Source organism: Stenotrophomonas maltophilia group sp. LNF247 (assembly GCF_054083135.1).
Genome location: NZ_JBSRQL010000002.1, coordinates 241513 through 263432 on the forward strand (window position 1 = coordinate 241513; position 21920 = coordinate 263432).

The 21920-nt window shown below is 67.5% G+C and carries 17 protein-coding genes; 8 read left to right on the plus strand and 9 right to left on the minus strand.

Annotation, left to right across the window (positions count from 1 at the left end; genetic code table 11):
* Positions 1 to 19 precede the first annotated feature (19 nt).
* The 3 genes from ACTXG9_RS03185 to ACTXG9_RS03195 are packed head-to-tail and all read right to left on the minus strand — an operon-like array spanning position 20 to position 3145.
* Positions 20 to 1075 carry an ABC transporter substrate-binding protein gene (locus tag ACTXG9_RS03185; RefSeq protein ID WP_111098060.1) on the minus strand — a complete coding sequence of 352 codons (1056 nt, stop codon included), beginning with the start codon at positions 1073 to 1075 and terminating at the stop codon, positions 20 to 22.
* Positions 1072 to 2463 carry a sensor histidine kinase gene (locus tag ACTXG9_RS03190; protein WP_031270791.1) on the minus strand — a complete coding sequence of 464 codons (1392 nt, stop codon included), beginning with the start codon at positions 2461 to 2463 and terminating at the stop codon, positions 1072 to 1074. The genes ACTXG9_RS03185 and ACTXG9_RS03190 overlap by 4 nt, the downstream gene beginning before the upstream one ends.
* Positions 2456 to 3145 (minus strand): response regulator transcription factor, encoded by a 690-nt coding sequence (locus ACTXG9_RS03195; RefSeq protein WP_019662067.1) that lies wholly within the window; start codon positions 3143 to 3145, stop codon positions 2456 to 2458. Before ACTXG9_RS03195 ends, ACTXG9_RS03190 begins: the two co-directional genes overlap by 8 nt.
* Before the next feature lie 232 nt (positions 3146 to 3377).
* Between ACTXG9_RS03195 and ACTXG9_RS03200 the strand changes: the two genes are divergently transcribed.
* From ACTXG9_RS03200 to ACTXG9_RS03215, 4 genes are all read left to right on the plus strand, one after another.
* Positions 3378 to 4517 (plus strand): OprO/OprP family phosphate-selective porin, encoded by a 1140-nt coding sequence (locus tag ACTXG9_RS03200; RefSeq protein WP_111098059.1) that lies wholly within the window; start codon positions 3378 to 3380, stop codon positions 4515 to 4517.
* Positions 4518 to 4591: 74 nt separating this feature from the next.
* Positions 4592 to 5920: a CitMHS family transporter gene (locus tag ACTXG9_RS03205; RefSeq protein ID WP_029550722.1), complete on the plus strand. Its 1329-nt coding sequence runs from the start codon at positions 4592 to 4594 to the stop codon at positions 5918 to 5920.
* A gap of 24 nt (positions 5921 to 5944) precedes the next feature.
* Positions 5945 to 6685: an acetoacetyl-CoA reductase gene (gene phbB / locus ACTXG9_RS03210; protein WP_005419193.1), complete on the plus strand. Its 741-nt coding sequence runs from the start codon at positions 5945 to 5947 to the stop codon at positions 6683 to 6685.
* A 199-nt stretch (positions 6686 to 6884) separates the two neighbouring features.
* A complete protein-coding gene (locus ACTXG9_RS03215; protein ID WP_197575521.1) occupies positions 6885 to 9182 on the plus strand; it encodes a TonB-dependent receptor in 2298 nt (765 codons plus the stop codon).
* Positions 9183 to 9620: 438 nt separating this feature from the next.
* Here ACTXG9_RS03215 and ACTXG9_RS03220 read toward each other — a convergent pair whose 3' ends face one another.
* Complete coding sequence (locus ACTXG9_RS03220; protein ID WP_197575523.1) at positions 9621 to 10874, minus strand: flavohemoglobin expression-modulating QEGLA motif protein; 1254 nt, start codon at positions 10872 to 10874, stop codon at positions 9621 to 9623.
* A 126-nt stretch (positions 10875 to 11000) separates the two neighbouring features.
* Positions 11001 to 12110 carry a ribosome small subunit-dependent GTPase A gene (gene rsgA, locus ACTXG9_RS03225; RefSeq protein WP_021203922.1) on the minus strand — a complete coding sequence of 370 codons (1110 nt, stop codon included), beginning with the start codon at positions 12108 to 12110 and terminating at the stop codon, positions 11001 to 11003.
* Between the two features lie 114 nt (positions 12111 to 12224).
* On the opposite strand from rsgA, the gene ACTXG9_RS03230 reads away from it, so the two are divergent.
* The 3 genes from ACTXG9_RS03230 to ACTXG9_RS03240 are packed head-to-tail and all read left to right on the plus strand — an operon-like array spanning position 12225 to position 14844.
* Positions 12225 to 13499: a pyridoxal phosphate-dependent aminotransferase gene (locus ACTXG9_RS03230; protein WP_456115450.1), complete on the plus strand. Its 1275-nt coding sequence runs from the start codon at positions 12225 to 12227 to the stop codon at positions 13497 to 13499.
* Between the two features lie 3 nt (positions 13500 to 13502).
* Positions 13503 to 14120, plus strand: coding sequence for an SGNH/GDSL hydrolase family protein (locus ACTXG9_RS03235; RefSeq protein WP_111104241.1), 618 nt, complete (start codon positions 13503 to 13505; stop codon positions 14118 to 14120).
* A 4-nt stretch (positions 14121 to 14124) separates the two neighbouring features.
* On the plus strand, positions 14125 to 14844 hold the full coding sequence (locus ACTXG9_RS03240) for a class I SAM-dependent methyltransferase (RefSeq protein WP_021203924.1): 720 nt from the start codon (positions 14125 to 14127) through the stop codon (positions 14842 to 14844).
* Between the two features lie 100 nt (positions 14845 to 14944).
* Here ACTXG9_RS03240 and ACTXG9_RS03245 read toward each other — a convergent pair whose 3' ends face one another.
* A complete protein-coding gene (locus ACTXG9_RS03245) occupies positions 14945 to 15724 on the minus strand; it encodes a polysaccharide deacetylase family protein (RefSeq protein ID WP_019662075.1) in 780 nt (259 codons plus the stop codon).
* 59 nt (positions 15725 to 15783) lie between these two features.
* Here ACTXG9_RS03245 and grxD point away from each other — a divergent pair, with 59 nt between their 5' ends.
* Positions 15784 to 16710 (plus strand): Grx4 family monothiol glutaredoxin, encoded by a 927-nt coding sequence (grxD, locus tag ACTXG9_RS03250; RefSeq protein WP_026347276.1) that lies wholly within the window; start codon positions 15784 to 15786, stop codon positions 16708 to 16710.
* A 120-nt stretch (positions 16711 to 16830) separates the two neighbouring features.
* Here grxD and ACTXG9_RS03255 read toward each other — a convergent pair whose 3' ends face one another.
* The 3 genes from ACTXG9_RS03255 to ACTXG9_RS03265 all read right to left on the minus strand — a co-directional run bounded on the left by ACTXG9_RS03255 (position 16831) and on the right by ACTXG9_RS03265 (position 21909).
* Positions 16831 to 17370, minus strand: coding sequence for a DUF924 family protein (locus ACTXG9_RS03255; protein WP_019662077.1), 540 nt, complete (start codon positions 17368 to 17370; stop codon positions 16831 to 16833).
* 43 nt (positions 17371 to 17413) lie between these two features.
* A complete protein-coding gene (locus ACTXG9_RS03260; RefSeq protein WP_058983588.1) occupies positions 17414 to 18190 on the minus strand; it encodes an AMP nucleosidase in 777 nt (258 codons plus the stop codon).
* A gap of 125 nt (positions 18191 to 18315) precedes the next feature.
* The gene (locus tag ACTXG9_RS03265; RefSeq protein ID WP_456115451.1) at positions 18316 to 21909 is read right to left on the minus strand and encodes an autotransporter domain-containing protein; all 3594 of its coding nucleotides are present in this window, start codon (positions 21907 to 21909) and stop codon (positions 18316 to 18318) included.
* Between the last annotated feature and the right edge of the window lie 11 nt (positions 21910 to 21920).

Sequence of the window (21920 nt, forward strand, 5' to 3'; positions counted from 1 at the left end):
GTACGGGCAGGTCGCCGCCTCAGCGCCCGGCCGGCTCGACGCTGCTGCGCCAGGCATCGAGGAACTGGCGACGCTTGAGCGCGTCCAGGTACACCAGCAGGCCCGGGCCGAGCTGGATCGGGCGGCGGCTGCGGCCCGGCGCATCATCGCCGCGCGCGTTGCCGGTCACGATCGGCATCAGCCGTGCCTCGCGCGACAGCACCTGCTGGCCGCGTGGCGACAGCAGGTAGTCGAGGAAGCGCCGGGCTTCTTCCGGGTGTGGGCCGGTACGCGGGATCACTGCGGTACGCAGCACCACCAGCGTGTAGTCCTCGGGCTCCACAATGCCGAGCGGGGCACCCGCATCGACGCGCGCCTGCGCGTAGGAGCCGAGCACGTTGTAGACCAGCGACAGCTGTCCGCTGGCCACCTTGTCCAGCAGCACGCCGGTGCGCTCCTCGCGCACCACGTCGTTGTCACCCAGCGCGCCCAGCAACGCACCGGCGATGCTGCCACGCTGCGCATCTTGGGTAGACAGCAGGTAGCCGACGCTGCTGCGCTCGATGTCATAGGTGCCGACCCTGCCGCGCAGCGGTGCTCCCTCGGCGCGCAGCCGGTCCAGCAGCTGCCGACGCGTGTGCGGCACCTTCGCGGCCGGCAGCATGCGGGTGTTGTAGACCATCACCACCGGCTCGTAGCTGATACCGAACGCCTCGTTGCGCCACTGTGCCCAGGCCGGCAGTGCGGCGGTCTGCGCCGAACGGTGTGGCAGCGCGTGGCCATCGTTGACCAGCTTGGTCTGCAGATCCATGCCGCTGGAGATCAGCAGGTCCGGCGATGCCGGTCCGGCGCGGTCGTGCAGGTAACGCGCGTACAGGTCCTGGGTGATGATGTCCTCGTACACCACCTCGGTGCCGGGATGCAGGCGCTGGTAATCGGCGATCACCACCGCGAACACTTCGATGTCGGTGGTGCCGTGAATGCGCAGCTGCGCAGTGGCCTTTGCCTGGGCCGGGAAACGGCGTACGTCGCCGGGCGCGGCCAGTACCGGCAGGGCCAGCAGCAAGGCAACGGCAGCAGCGAACAGGCGGATCATGGACTGCTCCGTGGCAGGCGGATGGTGGCGACCAGCCCGCCCTGCGGGCGGTTGCTCAGGTCAATGCGGCCGCCATGGCTGTCGACCACGCGCTTGACGATGGCCAGGCCCAGCCCGGCACCACCTGAGGGCGCGCCTTCGCCACGTGCGAAACGCTCGAATACGCGCTCGGCATCGGCCGGGGCGATGCCTGCGCCGTGGTCGGCGATGGTCAGCACGGCCTGCTCGCCTTCCACGGTAAGGGCAATCTGCAGGTCGCCGTCACCGCCGTACTTCAGTGCGTTGTCGACCAGGTTCTTGATCGCCTCGCGCAGCAGCAGCGCATCGCCGTGCACCAGTGCCGGTTCGGCGGTCATCGCCAACTGCACGCGCGGCGCCGGACCGGCCTGCGGCAGCGCTTCATGCAGGGCCTGGTGCACGGTCTCGGCCAGGTCCACCGCTGCAAAGCGCTGCAGATGCGAACGATGGATCACGCTGGCATCGCTGAGCAGCTGGTTCAGCAACCGGCTCATGTGGGTGGCATTGCGCTCGATCGCCTGCAGGCTGCGCCGCATGTCTTCGGGGTCGTCGTCGTCCAGCGCAAGCTGTGCCTGCGCGCGCAGGGCAGCCAACGGCGTGCGCATCTGGTGCGCGGCCTCGGCCATGAATGCGCGCAGTGTCTCGTTGCTGCTGGACAGGCGTTCCATGAAGCGGTTCAACGCCGCCACCATCTGGTCCATCTCGCGCGGCACGCGCGCGTCGAGGGGCTTCAGGTCGGACGGTTCGCGGCGCGACAGCTCGCGTTCCACCCGCACCAGTGGGCGGAACGCGCGGTGCACGCCAAACGCCACCAGCGCCAGCAGCAGGCCGGACAGCACGCCGATCGCCAGCAGTGCGCGATTGACCATGTCCTGCGCGACGGCTTCGCGCGCACGCCGGGTCTGGCCCACCTGCACCTGCACCTCGCCCTGCGCCGAGGCCGCGGCGAAACTGCGGCCGACCACCACGAAGCGCACGGTCTCGCCGCTGTACGCCGCATCAAACAGTTGCGGCTGCGTGCCCGGACGGCGCGGCGGCGACGGCAGATCGCCATAACCTGTGATCAGGTTGCCGCGGCTGTCGGCCACCCGATAGAACACGCGGTCTTCCGGGGCCATCGCCAGGAGGTCCAGCGCCGCATAGGGAAGATCGACCTGCCACTGGCCGTCGACCAGCGCCACCGAATCGGCGATGGACAGCGCCGAAGACACCAGCAGGTGATCGTAGGAACGGTTTGCCGCACGCTGGCCATAGTCGCGCGCGGCGAACAGCAGCGCCACCGCGAATACCGCCAGCAGCGCGCCGAGGTAGAGCAGCAGCGTGCGCCGCAGCGAACCCGGTGCGGCGTTCGCAGCGCGTGCGTCAGCCATCGGCGTCGGCGCTGCCATCGCTGGCTTCCAGCAGGTAGCCGACACCGCGCACCGTGGTGATGCGCAGCGGTGCGCCCGCCAGCTTCTTTCTCAGGCGGCCAACATACAACTCGATGGCATTCGGGCCCGCTTCGTCATCGAAACCGAACAGGCCGTTGCCGATCTCGTCCTTGCCGACCACCTGACCAAGACGGCCGACCAGGATCTCCAGCAGGCGGTACTCGCGATTGGGCAGTTCGATCGGCTCCCCGTCGAGGCTGACCCGGTGCGCAGCGTTGTCGAACTGGAAGCCGCCAATCTGCACCACTTCGCTGGCCTGCCCACGCGCGCGCCGCAGCAGTACGCGGCAGCGTGCTTCGAACTCGCGGAAGTCAAAGGGCTTGCCCAGGTAGTCGTCGGCGCCCACATCCAGCGCCTGCACGCGATCTTCGATGCCATCGCGCGCGGTCAGCATCAGCACCGGCGTGCTGTCACCGCGCTCGCGCATGCCGGCCAGCACGCGCAGGCCGTCCAGCTTGGGCAGGCCGATATCCAGCACCACCAGGTCGAAGCTCTGGTAGCGCAGCACGCTGGCAGCGGCCAGGCCGTCGGCCTGCCAGTCCACGGCATGGCCACTGCGACGCATGCGACGGATGATCGCATCGGCCAGATCCGGGTTGTCTTCGACCAGCAGCAGGCGCATGGGCACGACGGTGGGAGGGGAAGCGAATGCTACCGCATGACGCCGGGGCCGCCCGCCGGGCCATGCCTGGCGACCATTTACGCTGCACCGCACAAACCGCTGACAGGACGATGACAGCTACGGCGACCCAGACTGCGGCCGCGCACCGTCCGGTGCCCACGATTGCCGCGCGCCTGGCGCGCACCTGGGAGGGTTTGTGGAATTCACGTTTGCCTGGCGGCGTCCTGCCGCCATGATGGCGCTGGCTGTCCTGTCGGCGCCGGCCTTCGCTGCCGAAGACGACCGTCCGGTCACCGCCACCCTGGGTGGCCGCCTGCACCTGGACTTCGCCACCTTCGATAATGACAACCGGGGCACCCCGAACAAGGACGACACCGAAATCCGCCGTGCGTGGGTTGACGTGTCCGGCAAGTTCTTCGTGGTCGACTACAAGCTGGAAGCCGATTTCTCCGGCGACCGCGTCGAGGCCAAGGACGTGTACCTGGCGCGCAGCTTCGGCAAGGCCGGCAAGCTGACCGTCGGCCAGTTCAAGCAGTACTTCTCGCTGGATGACCGCACCAGCTCCAACTACGGCAGCTTCCTGGAGCGCGGCAATGCCGGCACCACGCTGGCGCCGCTGTACCGACTGGGCGCGTCGTGGCAGGCCAATCCGGGTGACTTCACCTGGGCCGCCAGCATCTACAGCCTGGAAAGCATCGACGCTTGGCAGGTGAAGGGGCGTGCTGCGGGTGGCCGTGTCACCTGGGCGCCCTCGCCCGCCGATGGCGACGTGCTGCACCTGGGCCTGTCGCTGGCCCGCGAGGCCTATGACAACCCGGGCGCGAACGGCGTTCCGGGCCTGAAGATCCGTCCGCGCCCGGCCGGCCACCTGTCCGACAACAGCCGCCTGACCCTGGTGGACTTCTCCGCCGGCCGCGATACCGATGTCAACAAGTGGTCGCTGGAGTACGCCCAGGTGCGCGGCCCGCTGTCGTGGCAGGGCGAGTTCAGTGGCGCCACCTTCGATGACGGTGCGCAGCGTGGCGACGTGATGGCCGCCTACGGCATGGTCAGCTGGTTCGTCACCGGCGAAAGCCGCGCCTACGACCGCAAGACCGGCCGCTTCGCGCGGGTGAAGGACATCCGCCACAAGGCCGGCGCGTTCGAAGTGGCGCTGCGCTACGACCAGATGTGGGGCGCGCAGCATCTCGATGGTGCGCCGGACCTGCGCCGCGGCAGCACCGAGGCGTGGACGCTGGGTGGCAACTGGTACCTGCGCGACAACCTGCGCTTCATGCTCAACGTGATCGAAAGCCGCAACCGCGACCGCTTGGCCGGGGTGACGGTGGACCGCACGCGCGCGGTCACCGGCCGCCTGCAGTACGACTTCTAGGCCCGACATTCCGGGCATTCCGCCCGGGCCCCTTCCACTCCCCACGTCCTGTTTTCGCAAGGAGTCCGCAGATGATGCTGAGCATCCTCGGCTTTGGCATGGTCATTACGTTCATGTACTTGATCATGAGCAAGCGCCTGTCGCCGCTCGTCGCCCTGATCACCATCCCCATCCTGTTCGCGCTGATCGGTGGCTTCGGTGCCGGCATCGACGAGATGATGCTGGAGGGCATCAAGAAGATCGCACCCACCGGCGTGATGCTGATGTTCGCCATCCTCTACTTCGGGGTGATGATCGACGCCGGCCTGTTCGATCCGCTGGTGCGGGTGATCCTGCGCTTCGTCAAGGGCGACCCGATGAAGATCGTGCTTGGCACCGCGGTGCTGGCGATGCTGATCTCGCTCGATGGCGATGGCTCGACCACCTACATGATCACCGTCTCGGCGATGCTGCCGCTGTACCAGCGGTTGGGCATGAACGCGCTGAACATGACCTGCGTGACCATCCTTGCCGGCGGCGTGATGAACCTGACCCCGTGGGGCGGCCCGACCGCACGCGCGGCCACCGCGCTGCACGTGGACCCGGCCGACGTGTTCGTGCCGCTGATCCCGTCGATGGTGATCGCCTGTGCCGGCGTGCTGCTGCTGGCCTGGTACCTGGGCCTGAAGGAACGCCGTCGCCTGGGTGTTGTGACCCTGCCCAAGGGCGGCAGCTGGATGGACAACAGCGTGTCCGACGACAGCAACGCGCTGCCGACCGTGGAAGATGCCGAAGACATCAAGCGGCCGAAGCTGCTGTGGGTGAACCTGGCACTGACCGTGGCGCTGATGACCGCGCTGATCATTGGCGTGCTGCCGATGCCGGTGCTGTTCATGGTCGGCTTCGCCATCGCCCTGGTGATCAACTATCCGAACCTGGCCGAGCAGCGCCGCCGCGTGGTCAACCACGCCGGCAACGTGCTGTCGGTGGTATCACTGATCTTCGCCGCAGGCATTTTCACCGGCATCCTCAACAACACCGGCATGGTGGAGGCGATGTCGCACAGCTTCCTGGCCGTGATTCCGGAATCGTGGGGCCCGTACCTGGCGGTGATCACGGCGGTGGCGTCGATGCCGTTCACCTTCTTCATGTCCAACGACGCGTTCTACTTCGGCGTGCTGCCAATCCTGTCCGAGGCCGCCGGCAATTACGGCATCACCCCGGTGGAAATGGCGCGCGCCTCGCTGGCCGGCCAGCCGGTGCACCTGCTCAGCCCGCTGGTGCCGTCCACCTACCTGCTGGTGGGCCTGGCCAAGGTCGAATTCGCCGACCACCAGAAGTTCACCCTGAAGTGGGCCATCGCCATCTCGATGCTGCTGATGATCGGCAGCCTGCTGTTCGGCCTGTATCCCCTTGCCGCCTGACCCTTTGCCAAGGAGCCTTCTGCAATGACGCTTCGAATCGCTTACGTCACCAGTGGAATGGGCAGTGTCGGCACTGCCATCTGCCAGAGCCTGGCCCGCAGCGGCCACACCGTGGTTGCCGGCTGCGCGCCGAACTCGCCGCGCAAGGCCAACTGGCTGCGCGAGCAGCGCGAACAGGGTTTCGACTTCATCGCCTCCGAAGGCAACGCGACCGACTGGGCCTCGACCAGCGCGGCGTTCGCCAAGGTCCGCGCCGAAGTCGGTGAGGTCGATGTACTGGTCAACAACTCCGGCGGCAGCCGCGACCTGCTGTTCCGGCAGATGACGGTGGAGGACTGGAACGCGGTGATCGCTTCCAACCTCAACGCGCTGTTCAACCTGACCAAGCAGGTGGTCGATGGCATGGCCACGCGCGGCTGGGGCCGCATCATCAACATCGGCTCGGTCAGCGCCCACAAGGGCCAGATCGGCCAGGTCAACTACGCCACCGCCAAGGCCGCGATGCATGGCTTCAGCCGTGCACTGGCTGCCGAAGTTGCGTCGCGCGGGGTCACCGTCAACACGCTGTCGCCGGGCTACATCGCCAGCCAGGCGATCAGCAGCTTCCCGCCGGATGTGCTGGACCGGCTGGCCGCCTCGGTGCCGGTGCGCCGCTTGGGTCGCCCCGAAGAAGTGGCCGGCCTGTGCGCGTGGCTGGCCTCGGATGAAGCCTCGTACGTGACCGGCGCCGACTATCCGGTCAACGGTGGCCTGTACATGGGGTGAGCCCTCCCCACGGAGTGCGCGGGGCCGGTGAACCTTCGTTCGCGAGTGGGATCCGGCCCCTTTTCTATCGGGTAGCAGGACACGCACGGGGGCCTGCGTCGTTCGTTGGTTTTTCGTAAAGAAGGTTTCATGTTCCGCTCGCATAGTGGCCATGCACCGCGCACGCGTGCCGGTGCCCCCCCCCATGCAACGGACCACCATGCAGACCCGACACCTGACGATCGCCGTGGCGATCGCGCTCTCCGCCGCCGCCAGCGCCCATGCCGCCACCGCTGCCGACACCGGCGCCAGCACCGACGCCGCACTGAGCGCGCAGACGCTGGATACCGTCTCCGTGATCGGCCAGGGCGAGACCCGCCAGGTGCAGCGCATCACCGCGGTCGACAAGCAGGTGCTGCCTCCAGGCACCAGTGGCCAGAAGATCCTCGACCGCCTGCCGGGCGTGTCGGTGCAGTCCAACGATGCCTTCGGCGCGAACGAAGAATCGCAGACCATCAGCCTGCGCGGCTTCGACAAGAGCCGCCTCGGCTATACGCTGGACGGCATCCCGCTGGGCGACAACAGCTACGGCAACTACAACGGCCTGAGCATCGCCCGCGCGATCATCGCCGAGAATCTGGCCGGTGCCGAGTTGTCGCAGGGCATCGGTTCGCTGGGCGTGGCCTCGACCAGCAACCTGGGCGGCACCATCCAGTACTTCTCGATGGACCCGTCCACCGAGTTCGGTGGCCGCGCCAGCGTCACCGTCGGCGACAACAGCCAGCGCCGTGGCTACCTGCGCGTGGATACCGGTGACATCAACGGCTTCTCGGCCTATGTGTCCGGCGTGCACCAGGACCAGGACATGTGGGCCGCGCCCTACCAGAACCAGACCACCCGCCAGTTCAACGCCAAGGCAGTGTGGAATGTCGGCGACCACCGCTTCGGTGCGTTCGTGGCCACCTCGCGCGCCAGCCAGGCCAACTACGCCTACCTGTCCAAGGACATGCTGGCGCGTGGCCTGGGCTGGGATTGGAACATCTACGCGCCGGACTGGGATCGCGCCGTGGCCGCTGCGTACTGCGCGCCGGGCACCTACAACAAGGCACGCTGCAAGTTCAGCGGCGGCGTCAACAGCATCGACGATGCCTACTACCAGAGCCGCGCATTGCGCGACGACAACCTCTATTCGGTCGATGCCGACCTTCGCCTGGGCGAGCAGGGCCGCCTGAAGCTGCTGGCCTACCACCACGACAACCGTGGCCAGGGCCACTGGTGGGCACCGGGCCAGCCATCCTACCCGGGCACCGACAGGATGCTGCCGATCTCGATCCGCAGCACCAACTACACGATCAACCGCGATGGCCTGACCGCCGCATTGTCGTGGACGGTGGGCATCCACGAACTGGAAGCCGGCCTGTGGTACGAGCAGAACGACCATAACGTGTCGCGCAACTTCTACTACATCAGTGGCCCGTTCCTGGACGACCTGTACCTGAAGAACCCCGACCGCCTGCTGTTCAACCAGGACTTCGACATCCGCACGCGCCAGTTCTACGTGCAGGACCGCATGCGCTTCCTGGACCAACGGCTGACCGTAGACGTGGGCATCAAGAGCCCCAACACCCGCATGCGCGCCACCGCCCAGCCGGGCGTGGAAACCCGCATCGCCTCGGGCACGCTGACCGCCAAGGAATCGGTGCTGCCGCAGGTGGGCCTGGGCTTCAAGCTCAACGCCAACAACGAGCTGTTCGCCTCCTACGCCGAGAACATCGCCGCCTTCGTCGGCGGTGGCAGCGGCGGCCCGCTGCAGGTGTCGCCGGAATCGTTCGCGGCCAGCGCCGGGCTGGAGCCGGAGAAGTCCAAGAGCCTGGAAGCCGGCTTCCGTACCTTCGGCGAGAAGTACCAGGCCTCGATCGCGGCCTACAACGTGAAGTTCGACAACCGCCTGCTGTCGCTGAACCCGTGTTCCAGCATCGAAGTCGGCACGCGTCCGGAGTGCGTAACGCGCTTCATCAATGTCGGTTCGGTGAAGAGCCACGGCGCGGAACTGACCTTCATCCTCAAGCCGATCGACGGCCTGCAGTGGTACAACGCGCTGTCCTGGAACAAGACCACCTACGAGGATGACTACACCTCGGGCGGTGCGATCGTACCGGTGGCCGGCAAGATCACGGTGGATACGCCGCAGCGCATGGCCTCCAGCGAGATCAGCTGGAACCGCGATGGCTTCTTCGCCAGCCTGCGTGCCAAGTACACCGGCAAGCGCTACTACACCTACACCAACGACCAGTCGGTGCCGGGCGTGACCACCTTCGACGCCGGTGCAGGCTACGACTTCGGCCCGGGCCTGGGCCTGCGCAACGTTCGGGTGTCGTTGAATGCGACCAACCTGACCAACAAGCGCTATGCCGGCCAGCTGAGTTCGTTCGCGCCGACCGATCCGAAGGGCACGCGCTATGCGATCCATGCGAGCGCGCCGCGGCAGCTGTTCATGACGGTGGCGGCGGAGTTCTAAGTCGAAAGCGTTGCTCCGCGGCGTCTTGATTATCATCGCGGGGCAGGGCCGGATGGGCCGGCGCAGGACACGCCGTAAACCCATCCATGGGGGCTCGATGGCGCCATCCATGGCGTCAACGGTCCTGCGCCGGCCCATCCGACCCTGCTCGACGGTTTCCCGCGCCACGGTGCGGAAGGCAAAGAAGAGCAAAAGCAAAGAGCCGGGCATTGCCCGGCTCTTTGCTTTTCAAGCGCAATCCCTTCGGCGCGGTGATGTGCTGCCGCCCGCGCGGGAAACTGTCTGGCGGCGGTGGCGCACCCTGGCCAGGACCGTGAGGCGCATGGATGCGCCGATCGAGCCCCCATGGATGGGTTTACGGCGTGTCCTGGCCAGGGTGCCCCACCGCCGCCCAGCGATATCCATCGAGGCGCCAGCGCATCATCCCGCCAACGCATTTCATTCCGGCGCCAGCTGGTCCATCCGTATCCGGTTGGCGAACAGCGAGAACGCCAGCATCCCGGCCAGCCCGTTCGCCCGGCTCACCCAGTGCGGCAGCCAGCGCGGCGGCTTCAGCACACCCGCTTCGAACAGTGGCGCGAACGCAATCGCATCGGTCAGGCTCATCTTGCCGGCAAACAACCAGCGGCAGACCTGCAGGCGGTCCTCGGCCAGCATGTGCCGGAAGAAGGTATGCACCGACACCAGCCCGCGCAGGTACACCGTGTCCTTGGTGAACGCCAAGCCGCCATTGGGCGGCACGCCACGGAACACGCGCTGTGCCGAGGCGAAACTCTCCTCCGGGTTCTGCCCGGCATCGCAGAAATAGCGGAACACTTCGATGAAGTCGGCGCCTTCGCGTGCCATCGCGATCGCTTCGGTACGCAGGCTGATCCGCTTCAGGCGCTCGATGTCGATGCTGCCGGTGATCTGCTCGGCGAACGTGGCCAACCCTTCCTGGGTCGCCGTCACCCGTGGCGAGGACAGTGCCAGGCTGGGCAATACCGGCTGGCCGCGACCGTTCAATGCGGTGAGCGAATGCACCAGCGCTTCATGGTGGAACAGCTGCGCGCGGTCGTAGGCACTGAAGCGCGCGCTGGTACGCAGGCGGATGCGGGTCGGACCGGCAGCGGCCTTGGACACCAGCTCCGGATCCAGCTGAACCTGGATGATGCGCGATTCGAAGAACGCATCCAGATCGTTCTGCAGCTGCAGCTGCAGGGCAATGGCCGAGACCGGTACCTGCTCTTCCGGCGCCAGCAGTTCGTGATCGAGTTCGGTAGCGATCTGGATGAAGTGGCGCGCTGCGTCGCGCGTGCTCGGACCATTGCCCGGCAGCGGCTGCTCGGGTGCGCCAAACAGCTGCACCGAACAGGTATCGACTGCCGCAGTGCCCAGCCCCTCCAACAGCTGCGCGGCCAGATCCCAGCTCTGCGCCGACTGCTGCACATAGTGGCCCAGCGGGTGGCTGTCATCGCAGTTGCCGGCGATCGCGGCCAGCGCACGGCGCTCCTCGCTGAAATCCAGCCTCGGGTAGTCCACCTTCGGCAGCACCGGCTGGCCGCGCGCCACGCTTTCCAGGAACGGTGCCTGCAGCGTGGCCGGCCAGCTGGTCAGGCCCAGCAGGCGGATGCCCCCCACGGCCTCGACCAGGCGCGCATCGAGCGCTGCATGGTGGGCCACGTCACGGTCCAGCGTCGCAGTCGGTTCCATGCGCGGACTATAACGCCCTGCCGTGCCCGGCGCGGTGCGCCGCCGCCCGTGCATCGGCTCGGGCGCTACATGAAATGACTCCACCGCGGACCAGCTGTAGAGCCGAGCCCATGCTCGGCTGCCTTGTTACCGCCTACGCGGCTTCCCCGCCGGCCGGAACTGCTGGCCCTTGCCCTTCCTGCCGCCGCGTTCCTGCGCGGTCTCGGCCTGGCGTACGGCCAGCTTCGCTGCGGCCACGGCCACTTCTTCCTTCAGCTTGAAGTAGTTCAGCAGCCGGCTCTCTTCGATCTCACCCGCGTCGATCGCTGCGCGAACAGCACAGCCCGGTTCCTGCTGGTGCTTGCAGTCGTTGAAGCGGCACTGTGCGGCCAGCGCTTCGATATCGGCGAAGCCGCCTTCGGACAGCGTCTCTTCACCGGTCGGCTTCAGCTCGCGCATGCCGGGGGTGTCGATCAGGCAGGCACCGGTCGGTAGCGGCATCAGCGCGCGGTGCGTGGTGGTGTGGCGCCCGCGCGAATCGTTGGCACGCACCGCGTTGGTCCTCATCCGCTGCTCGCCGAGCAACGTGTTGGTCAACGTGGACTTGCCGGCACCGGAGGAGCCGACCAGCACCACCGTGCGGCCGGGGCCCAGCCACGGTTGCAGCACCGCCACGCTGTCGGCGTCCAGGCCGTTGATCGCATGCAAGGCGATGCCCTGCATCTCCAGTTCTTCCAGCACTGCCAGCGCGTCCTCGCTGTATTCGGTCTGGTCGGCCTTGGTCAGCACCACCACCGGTTCGGCACCGCCACCGCCGACCAGCAGCAGGTAGCGCTCGATGCGGCGCGGATTGAAGTCAGCGTCCAGGCCACAGACGATGAACACCGTATCGATGTTGGCCGCGATCACCTGCTGGTGGTAGTGCTCACCCGCGGCACCACGCTTGATCGCGGTGCGCCGTGGCAGCAGGGCGACGATGCGGATGCCATCGAGCAGCACCCAGTCGCCCACCGCCGGCCGTTCATGGCTGGGGAAGCGCGGGCGCTGCCATTCCGGCAGCGACTCGGCCTTGATCGACGCATCCGGGCCATCGGCCACCACGTAGTGGGTGCGGTGCTGCTCGATCACCCGCGCCGGGCGGGCCTGCGGATGCGTGGCCATCGCGGCCTGCCAGTCGGCCTGCTGCGCCGGGCCCGGCCAGGGCCAGCCAATGGTCTGCAGGGCGATGAAATCGGGGGTCTGGGTCATCGCGGCCATTCTACCTGTGCCGACGCCCTGCCAGCCCAGCAATGGCGGGCCCGGAGCCCTTGCCATGCATTGCAGCAATTCCGGTAGGATGGAAGCCCCATGCCTTTTGACGGCCCATTCCCCATGTCCACCCCTTCGCCCAAGCCCCTGGCCATCCGCGAGCGCCTTTCCGAAGTGCGCTACGAAATCCGCGGAGAACTGGCGCGGCGAGCCCGGGAACTGGAGGCGCAGGGCCGCAAGCTGATCAAGCTCAACATCGGCAACCCGGGCAACTTCGGTTTCCGTGCGCCCGAGCACCTGCAGCGCGCGATTGCCGATGACATGGGCCGTACCGACCCTTACACCCACCAGCAGGGCCTGCCGGTCGCACGCGAAGCCATTGCCGCCGCCTATGCGCGCCGCGGTGCGCCCGATGCGCATCCGGACCGGGTGTTCGTCGGCAACGGCGTGAGCGAACTGATCGATCTGTCGCTGCGGGCGCTGTTGAACCCGGGCGATGAAGTGCTGGTGCCCTCGCCGGACTACCCGCTGTGGTCGGCCGCGGCCATCCTCAACGACGGCCGCCCGGTGTACTACCGCTGCGCGCCGGAAAACGGCTTCCAGCCCGACCCGACCGAGATCGAGACGCTGGTGTCCACGCGCACCCGCGCCATCGTGCTGATCAACCCGAACAACCCCAGCGGCGCCAGCTACCCGCGCGAACTGCTGGAGCGCGTGGTCGAGATCGCGCGCCGCCACAACCTGTTGCTGCTGGTCGACGAGATCTACGACCAGATCCTGTACGACGACGCGGTGTTCCAGCCGGTCGCGCCGCTGGCCGGCGACCATCCGTGCCTGACCTTCAGCGGCCTGAGCAAGGTGCACCGCGCCTGCGGCTGGCGCGTGGGCTGGGCGCACCTCAGTGGCGATGACGCACGCCTGGGCGATTTCCGCGCCGCGCTGGACCTGCTGAGCGCGCTGCGCCTGTGTGCCAACGTGCCGGGCCAGTACGCCATCGACGCGGCAGTGAACGGCCCGGACACCATTTCCGAGCTGTGCGCCCCCGGCGGCCGTCTGTATGAAACCCGGCGCACGGTGATCGAGGCCTGCGAGGCCAGCGAACACCTTTCGCTGGTTGCCCCGGCCGGCGCGCTGTACGCGTTCCCGGCCGTGGTCGGTGCCGCCGCCAAGGGCTTCGACGACCACACCTTCGCCCTGGACCTGATGAACAACGAAGGCGTGCTGGTCGTACCCGGCTCCAGCTTCAACGTGCCTTACCGCCATCACTTCCGCGTGACCCTGCTGCCGGAAGCCTCGGTCATGCGCGATGTGTTCGCACGCATCGACCGCGTGCTGGCCCGCCGTGCCGAGGACGCCACCAAGGTCGTGCCGCTGAAGCCGCGCCGTTCGGTGGCCTGAGCCGTGGCGTTGTCCTACCTGGCGCTGGGCGACTCGTACACCACCGGAGAAGCGGTTGCCGTCGAAGGCCGCTGGCCGCACCAGCTTGCCGCCGCCCTGCGTGCGCAGGGCATTGAGCTGTCCGATCCGCAGACCATTGCAACCACCGGCTGGACCACCGACGAACTCGATGCCGGCATCGATGCGGCCGCGCCGCAGGGGCCGTTCGATTTCGTCAGCCTGCTGATCGGCGTCAACAACCAGTACCGCGGGCGTCCTCTGGACGAGTACCGCAGCCAGTTCCGGGCCTTGTTGGAGCGGGCGATCGGCTTCGCCGGCGGTGATGCCGGGCGCGTGCTGGTGCTGTCCTTCCCCGACTGGGGTGCAACCCCGTTTGGTATCGGCAGCGGCCGTGACCTGGCCGCGATCGAGATCGAGACCGACGAGTTCAATGCCGCTGCCGAAGTGATCAGCACCCAGCAGGGCGTGGCCTTCGTCGACATCACCGATATCAGCCGTGACCAGGGCGACAACCCGGCGATGATCGCCGACGACGGCCTGCACCCTTCAGCACGGATGTACGCGCTGTGGAGCGCGCGCGCGCTGCCGGTCGCCGCCCACCTGCTCGGCGGAACGGACTGAGGCGATGGACGGCACGCCACGGAACGGCCCGCCCCTGCCCTGCACTCCCCTGGCCGCACCGCAGGCCCGTGCGATCGCCGAGGCATTCCGCCCCGCGCACGCCTGGGCCAGCCGCCGCGACTACTACTACACCCGCAGCAAGCTGGGCAGCGACCCGCTGTATGACGGCGTGCTGCAGCACCTGCCTGGCGACGGGCAACCCGTGCTGGACCTCGGCTGCGGGCTGGGCCTGTTCGCCCACGTGCTGCGCCAGCGCGGTGGCTCCCAGCCCTACCTGGGCGTGGACGTGGATGCCGGCAAGATCGCCCGCGCCCAGCGTGCCGCCACCGGCCTGCCCGCTGTGCGCTTCGACTGCCTGGACGTGCAGGCGCCGCTGCCGGCGCAGGCCGGGCATGTGCTGCTGCTGGATGTGCTGCAGTACCTGGACGCGGGCCCACAGCAGGCACTGCTGCGTGAGGCCAGTGCACGGGTAGCCCGCGGTGGCCGCCTGCTGCTGCGCACGCCGCTCGCTACCGGCGATGGCCGCGACCGCACTACCCGGGTGGCGGACCGGCTGGCCTGGCTGATCGGCTGGATGGGCACCCGCCCCCGTCATTACCCGGATCCGCAGGCGCTGCAGGCAACGCTGGTCGAAGCCGGATTACAGGTGACCCCCCCGCGTCCCCTGCATGGGCGCACGCCGTTCAACAGCTGGTTGCTGGTGGCCGAACGCCCCGCGTTGTAGCGCCGAGTGCAGTATGTGCCGGCGCTGCGCTACAGGATGATCGCCCCCCCTTGTAGCGCCGAGCCCATGCTCGGCTGCTCTACACCACCAGGGCCCGGCGTTACGGAACCGGCAGCCGCGCCTTCAGCCCCCGCTCGTCCAGCGCCTGCAGCACGCGTTCGATGATCGCCAGGTTGTGGCCGTGGGCGGCCCCCTCATGCAGCAGCACGATGGCGCCCGGGCGCAGGTCCGGCAGCAGCCGCGACAGCACGCCCTCCGGCGTGCAGCCGACACCGTCGTAGCCACGGGCGCTCCAGCCCACGCGCACCAGTCCCAGCGCCTTCAACACCGGCGCCACGAACGGATTGGTCATGCCCACCACCGAGCGGTACCAGCGCACCGGGCGACCGCCCACCGCCTGCAGCGCATGCTGGCAGCCCTCGATCTCGGCACGCATCGCTGCCGGGCCCAGCCGCCAGAAGCGCGCCTGTGGATGACTGTGGCTGTGGTTGCCCAGGTCGTGGCCCCGGCGCAGGATCTCCTGCACCAGCTCCGGCTGCGCCAGCGCCCGCTCGCCGACCAGGAAGAACGTGGCACGTGCCTGGTGGCGATCCAGCAGATCGAGCACGGCCCGGGTCTCCGGGCCGGGACCGTCATCGATGGTCAACCAGACGCTGTTGCCGGCCTCCGGTACCCGGCTCAGCACCGGTGCGTAGAAGTGGCAGTTGGGCAGGAACACCGGCACCAGAAAGAGCGCGTGGCTGGTCACCATCAGCGGCAGGCCCCACCGCCAGCCCGCCAGCGACCAGACCAGGATCACGGCCAGCTGCGACGCCACCAGCCAGGGCAGCCAGCGCCAGGGCCGGGTCGGGATGCGATGCAATGTTCCTGCGTTGCTCATCCCCCATGATGCCATGAGGGGTAGAATTGATGATTCGAATTCCCGGAACCCCGACGTCCATGTCCCTCGATCCCGCCCTGCGTTCGCGCATCGAATCCATCCTCAACGCCAACCGCGTCGTGCTGTTCATGAAGGGCCAGCCGTCGATGCCGCAGTGTGGTTTCTCGGCCAAGGCCGTCGGCGCCCTGCAGGACCTGGGCGTTGAGTTCGCCCACGTCAACGTGCTGGCCGACCAGGAAATCCGTGAAGGCATCAAGGCCTATGGCGACTGGCCGACCATTCCGCAGCTGTACATCGACGGCGAACTGGTCGGCGGCAGCGACATCGTGCTGCAGATGGCCGCCAGCGGCGAGCTGAGCAGCGTGCTGGGGCTGCCGGCACCGGACCGTACCCCGCCGAGCATCACCGTCACGCCGGCGGCCGTGGAAATGCTCAAGGGCGCGCTGGCCGATGCCCCGGGCGCGGCCCTGCAGCTGACCATCGACGCCCGCTTCCAGCCCAACTTCCAGCTGGCCCCCCACGACGAAAGCGCCATCGCCGCCGAGTCCAACGGCCTGCGCGTGCAGTTCGACCTGGCCAGCGCGCGTCGCGCCAACGGCATCACCATCGACTGGGTGGACGACATCCGCGGCAAGGGCCTGGCCATCGACAACCCGAATGCGCCCAAGCCGGTGCAGGAAATCAGCGTGCGCGATGCCGACGACCTGGTGCGTGCCGGCAACATCACCCTGGTGGACGTGCGCCCGGCCGACGAGCGCGAGATCGCTGCGGTGGGCGTGCCGTTCAAGACCTTCGACGGCAACGGCCGTGCCGAGCTGGAAGCCCTGCCCAAGGACACCGCACTGGCCTTCATGTGCCACCACGGTGGCCGCAGCGCGCAGGCCGCCGAACAGTTCCGTGCGCTGGGCTTCACCAAGGTGTTCAACGTCACCGGCGGCATCAATGCCTGGTCGGAAGACGTCGACAACGGCGTGCCGAAGTACTGATTGACGGCGCGGGGTCAGCGCCCTTTCCTGAGGAAAGCGGATCTGGCCCCCAAAAAAAGGGGACGGAGGGGATTAAGTCGTTTATGCCACAAACGACTTAATCCCCTCCGTCCCCTTTTTTCAGCCGGCGAAACCGCCTTCGGCCAGGTAATCCAGTTCTTCCGGGGTGGGGATGCGGCCCAGCACGGCATTGCGGTGCGGAAAGCGCCCGAAGCGACGGATGATGTCGCGGTGCAGCTCGGCGTACTGCAGGTATTCCTTGTCGCCCAGCACATCGAACATCGCCACCGAACGGTCCTGGTCCAACGGGTCCTCGGAGTGCTCGAACGGCAGGTAGATGAAGGCGCGCAGCTTCGGCACCAGCTGCAGGTCCAGGCCTTCCTCGATGGCGCGCATGGCGTAGTGCCGGGCCAGGCCATCGGTGGCATAGGAATGGGCAGTACCGCGGAAGCAGTTGCGCGGGAACTGGTCCAGCAGCAGCATCAGCGCCAGTGCGCCCTCGGCACTGCCCAGCCAGTGTTCACGCCCACGCGAAGCGGCGGCGAAATGCTCATCCAGGAACAACTGGCGGAACTGCGCGTCGAACGCATCGTCGCGGGCGAACCACTTCGCAGGGCCCGCTTCTTTCCAGAAATCCACCACTTGCGCGGCAACGTCCATCACCTACTCCCCAGGGCCGGCGCGCCGCGCCAGGCCATCATCATCATTCATCGAAGCGCAGGTGGCGGACCGACTTGCCGTTGCGCCGGATAAGCTTAAGCGCCTCGATACCGATCTGGATATGATTTTCCACGAACTGGGAGCTGACCTTGGCATCGGAAGCCTCGGTCTTGACCCCGTCGGGTATCATCGGCTGGTCCGACACCAGCAGCAGCGCGCCACTGGGGATGTGGTTGGCAAAGCCGGCGGCGAATACCGTGGCCGTTTCCATGTCGATGGCCATGCAGCGCATCGCCCGCAGCCGCTCCTTGAAGCCCTCGTCGTGTTCCCACACCCGGCGGTTGGTGGTGTAGACAGTGCCCGTCCAGTAGTCGTGGCCGCGGTCGCGGATCATGGTGGACACCGCACGCTGCAGCGCGAACGCCGGCAACGCCGGGACTTCCGGCGGCAGGTAATCGCCCGAGGTACCTTCGCCGCGGATCGCTGCGATCGGCAGCACCAGGTCACCCAGCTGGTTCTTGCGCTTGAGGCCACCGCACTTGCCCAGGAACAGTACCGCCTTGGGCATCACTGCCGACAGCAGATCCATGATGATCGCGGCATTGGGGCTGCCCATGCCGAAGTTGATCATGGTGATGCCATCGATGGTGGCACTGGCCATCGGCCGGTCCAGGCCGATGACCGGCGCACCGGTCAGCTCGGAAAAGGTGTGCAGGTAGCCGCCGAAGTTGGTCAGCAGGATGTGCTGGCCGAACTGGTCCAGCGGCACGCCGGTGTAGCGCGGCAGCCAGTTGTCGACGATTTCCTGCTTGCTCTTCATGGGCGGTCCGGTACGGCGTGGGGGCCGCCATTGTAGGCGTGCACGGGCCAACCCACACCTGGGCCGGCAACGAAGAAGGGCGGCCCTGCGGCCGCCCTCCTGGTTTCCCTGCGGGAACCGGTGGCTTAGAAGCGCACCGACCAGCGCAGGTTGGCACTGTGGTCACGGCTTTCGTCGCCAAACTGGCCGCTATAGCCCAGCTCCAGCTGCTGGCGTGTGGTCAACCATGCCGACAGCCCCAGTTCGGCCACCACCGTCCTGTCAGCCAACGGGGCACCGCTGACCACGAAGCTGTCGCTGCCGGTGGCAAAGGCGAAGCGGGCCGCCGGGTCGCGGTCACCGCTGGCATGGCGGTACCCGACGCCACCGCGCAGGTGCAGCCAGCTGTCCTGCTGGAACGAAGCCTTCAGGCCCTTGTCAAAACGCAGGCCGGCCGTGGCCACGGTGGTACGCAGATCGTCCACCTCACCCTGCAGTGCAGCCGCACCGCCGCGTTCGTTGACGCGCTTCATGTCCACTTCCACACGTGCGAGCTGCAGGTAAGGTTCCAACCCCGCCTCGCGGCCGCCGAAGCGGTAGCTCGCCTCGACGAACGCCTGGCGGGTGCGGCCGTCATAGCGTGCCGCCAGCGTATCGCTGTAACCGGAGAAGGCCAGCTCGCGGGTGCTCTTCACCTCATGCTCGCTCCAGGCCAGGCCACCCCGCAGGCCGAAGGCGCCCCAATCGTGACTGGCATAGGCCCCCAGGTGCGTATTGTCGACCTTGGCACGCGCACGGCGTCCTTCCTGCTGCTTGGCATCGGTACGGCCGGTACCGGCCAGCATGCCCACCTGCCAGCCGTTGATCTCGCGGTCCACGCCTACCAGCAGGCCGCTGCTGTTGGCTTCGGTGCGTGCGGTGTTGCCATTGCCGTCCAGCGTGGTGCTGCCACCGATGGCCTGTACCCAGACCCCCGTGGCGGCGTCGCTGTCTGCTCCCGGCGCGCGCACACCGACGCGGCGCGACAGTGCGGCATCACGCACGTAGCGGCTGCCCTCGACCAGGGCCATCGCGGTGGCCGCATGCAGCTCGCCGCTGAGGCCGTCCAGTGCAGCGCCTACCTGTTGAGGGAACAGCAGGGTCAGTGGGCGCGGCAGGCCCTGGTTGACCGCCAGCCGGTCGGCCACAGTGGCCACCGCGCGCTGGTTGTCGGTACTGGCGGCACTGGCGAGCGGATTGCCACGGGTGACTTCAATGCGCGCGCCACCGGTGCCATAGGACAGCCCGAATTTCAGGAACGGCGAGAACGCACTGAAGTCGGTGGTGGCGAACTGGCCGCGGATTCCGCCCTCGGCACGGATGAAGTTGAACTGCTCACCCAGGTAATAGGTGCCCGCTTCCGGCAGGGCGATCAGGGTGCCGCCCAGGGTGGCGGTACCGGTGACGCGCAACTGGTCACTGTGCCCGCCCGGGGCCAGCTCGGCCTGGTACACACCGGTGGCGGTCTGCACGTAGTCGCCGTTGATGGTCAGCGTGCCGATCGAGTTGCCCGGTGCAACGATACCGGCCACGGTGGTATCGCCCAGCTGGCCGATGCCCTTCAGTGTGCCGTTGCGGCCAACGAGGGTGTGACCACCGCTCTGCGTGCCGTTGAACGACAGCACGCCACCGTTGACGGTCAGGTCGGAGCCTGCGAGTAACCCGCCTGCATTCACACGGCTGTTGCCCAGGCTGGTCAACGCGCTGTTTTCCAGCCTTCCGTTCAATTCGAACGTCCCCTGCGCGGCCACCGAGGTGTGGGCGCCGCGCTGCACGCCGTCGAAGATGACCACGCCACCGTTGACGTTCAGGTCGGAGCCATCCAGCACACCGCGTGCGTTGATGTGGCTGGCGCCCCCCTGGCTGTTCAGCGCAGTGTTCTTCAACGTGCCATTGAGCAGGAAGCTGCCGCCGGCCACGTCCACCGCTCCGGTGAGCGTATTGACGCCATCCAGTTCGAGCACGCCCTCGCGCACCAGCGCACCGTTGAAGCTGTTGTCGCCGCTCAAGCGCAGCCAGCCGATGCCGCTCTTGGTCAGCTTGCCGGGGCCGCCGATGTCGTTGGTCCAGTTGTCCCAGGCATCGCCTTCCCACACTTTCAGGCCACCGGCACGCTGGTTCATCACCACGTCGGTGTCCACGCGCAGCGAACCGTAACCGTCGATGGCCTTGGCCAGGTTCAACAGGCCCCAACCGTAGATGTCGTCGATGCCGGGCGCGCCCAGATCGGTGGTCGTGGTCAGCAGCACATCGCGCACCTGAGCGCTGTCCAGATAGGGGAAGCGTTCAAACAGCAGGCCCAGCGCGCCGGTGACGTGGGGCGCGGCCATGGAGGTTCCACTCAGCAGCGCATAGCCATAGGTAGGCACGCGCTGCTGGATGTCCAGGCTGACGTTGCCGTTGGCGTCGATGCCGACGCTGCCGGCCAGGCTGGAATCATCACCATAGGCGGTCGATACGATGTCCGAACCCGGTGCGGCAAGGCACCAGTTGGCACTCAGGCCGCACTTGTTGGAACGATTGCTCAGGGTCAGATTGGTACCGACGTTGACCACGCTCAACCAGTACGGCTCGATGTCGGCGAATGCGCGCGGCAGCGTGGCGTAGAGGCCGGCGATGGGACTCTGCGCAGGCGTCGGAATGACCGAACTGGTATTGCCGGCCGCCCACACCTGGATCATCCCGCGCGCACGCGATCCGTCGGCAAAGGTGTTCAGGTACTGGCGGTCGTCCGGGTCGTTGTAGATCGCGTCCATGTCCGTCGCTGTTGTCGGTTCCGTGACCAGGCCCCAGCTATGGTTGATGGCACGCACGCCCTGCGCGTTCATCTGGGCATACAGGTCCTGGAAGGCGCTGACTTTCGGGCCGATCGCGCCCAGTGTCACGACCGAGTAGCCAGTCGCCGTGCGCTGCCACTCGCGGATGCTGTCGGAGAACAGCCGGCCAACGGTCAGGTCCGAACCGAAGGACACACCGTGCATGCCGCTTCCGTCCCGGTTCGCCGCGATGGTGCCAGCAACGTGTGTGCCATGGATCTCGAACTGCATCCCCGGCTGCACATAGGGGCCCGACTCGATGATCCTGCGGATGTTGTCGGGCACGTTGGCGTTGTACCCGACATAGCTGATCTGGACGTCATCGCCATCACTGGCGAAGCAGGCCGCCGGCCCACGCACTGCGGTGGTGTTGGTGCAGCGCGTGCCGTCAGCCATCAGATCGGCGATGCGGATGCTGCGGTTGTCCTTGCCGGCGAATTCCGGATGGTCCAGACCCGTGCCACTGTCGAATACGCCCAGGCGGATGCCCGCACCGGTCAGCCCGCGCGCATAGGCCACGTCGGCATTGATCGCAGCCAGGCCCCAGTCGAGTTCGAATTCACTGGTACGCCAGCTCGCAGCGTCGCCGGGCTTGCCCATGACCGGCTCCGCGGAAGCACCGGCGCTGGGAGCCAGCGCCGCCACCGGAATCGCTACCGAGGGAGCGATCATCGCGGGAGCGGAGGTGCTCACCCCGCTTTGCGCGGCGAACGCCGACTGCAGGCTGCGCTGCAGCTGGTAACGGGCCAGGGCGTCGTCACTGTCCTGGGCCAGTACCGGCAGTGCGGTGGCCACCAGCAACGAACCGACAATGGCCGACGCCAGCGGCGAGGGGAGGAAGGAACGGCGCGAAACGGTCGAACGGCGGAGCTTTGCAGCAGTCATCGGTTGCGTCC

What these genes read in the sequence shown, in the direction of transcription:
- ACTXG9_RS03260 (WP_058983588.1), bottom strand. Translation starts at nt 18,190, where the DNA reads ATGAAGAGCAAGCAGGAAATCGTCGACAACTGGCTGCCGCGCTACACC.
- ACTXG9_RS03255 (WP_019662077.1), bottom strand. Translation starts at nt 17,370, where the DNA reads ATGGACGTTGCCGCGCAAGTGGTGGATTTCTGGAAAGAAGCGGGCCCT.
- ACTXG9_RS03230 (WP_456115450.1), top strand. Translation starts at nt 12,225, where the DNA reads ATGTCCACCCCTTCGCCCAAGCCCCTGGCCATCCGCGAGCGCCTTTCC.
- ACTXG9_RS03265 (WP_456115451.1), bottom strand. Translation starts at nt 21,909, where the DNA reads ATGACTGCTGCAAAGCTCCGCCGTTCGACCGTTTCGCGCCGTTCCTTC.
- ACTXG9_RS03215 (WP_197575521.1), top strand. Translation starts at nt 6,885, where the DNA reads ATGCAGACCCGACACCTGACGATCGCCGTGGCGATCGCGCTCTCCGCC.
- ACTXG9_RS03185 (WP_111098060.1), bottom strand. Translation starts at nt 1,075, where the DNA reads ATGATCCGCCTGTTCGCTGCTGCCGTTGCCTTGCTGCTGGCCCTGCCG.
- ACTXG9_RS03245 (WP_019662075.1), bottom strand. Translation starts at nt 15,724, where the DNA reads ATGAGCAACGCAGGAACATTGCATCGCATCCCGACCCGGCCCTGGCGC.
- rsgA (WP_021203922.1), bottom strand. Translation starts at nt 12,110, where the DNA reads ATGGCCGCGATGACCCAGACCCCCGATTTCATCGCCCTGCAGACCATT.
- ACTXG9_RS03205 (WP_029550722.1), top strand. Translation starts at nt 4,592, where the DNA reads ATGCTGAGCATCCTCGGCTTTGGCATGGTCATTACGTTCATGTACTTG.
- ACTXG9_RS03200 (WP_111098059.1), top strand. Translation starts at nt 3,378, where the DNA reads ATGATGGCGCTGGCTGTCCTGTCGGCGCCGGCCTTCGCTGCCGAAGAC.
- ACTXG9_RS03190 (WP_031270791.1), bottom strand. Translation starts at nt 2,463, where the DNA reads ATGGCTGACGCACGCGCTGCGAACGCCGCACCGGGTTCGCTGCGGCGC.
- grxD (WP_026347276.1), top strand. Translation starts at nt 15,784, where the DNA reads ATGTCCCTCGATCCCGCCCTGCGTTCGCGCATCGAATCCATCCTCAAC.
- ACTXG9_RS03195 (WP_019662067.1), bottom strand. Translation starts at nt 3,145, where the DNA reads ATGCGCCTGCTGCTGGTCGAAGACAACCCGGATCTGGCCGATGCGATC.
- ACTXG9_RS03240 (WP_021203924.1), top strand. Translation starts at nt 14,125, where the DNA reads ATGGACGGCACGCCACGGAACGGCCCGCCCCTGCCCTGCACTCCCCTG.
- ACTXG9_RS03220 (WP_197575523.1), bottom strand. Translation starts at nt 10,874, where the DNA reads ATGGAACCGACTGCGACGCTGGACCGTGACGTGGCCCACCATGCAGCG.
- phbB (WP_005419193.1), top strand. Translation starts at nt 5,945, where the DNA reads ATGACGCTTCGAATCGCTTACGTCACCAGTGGAATGGGCAGTGTCGGC.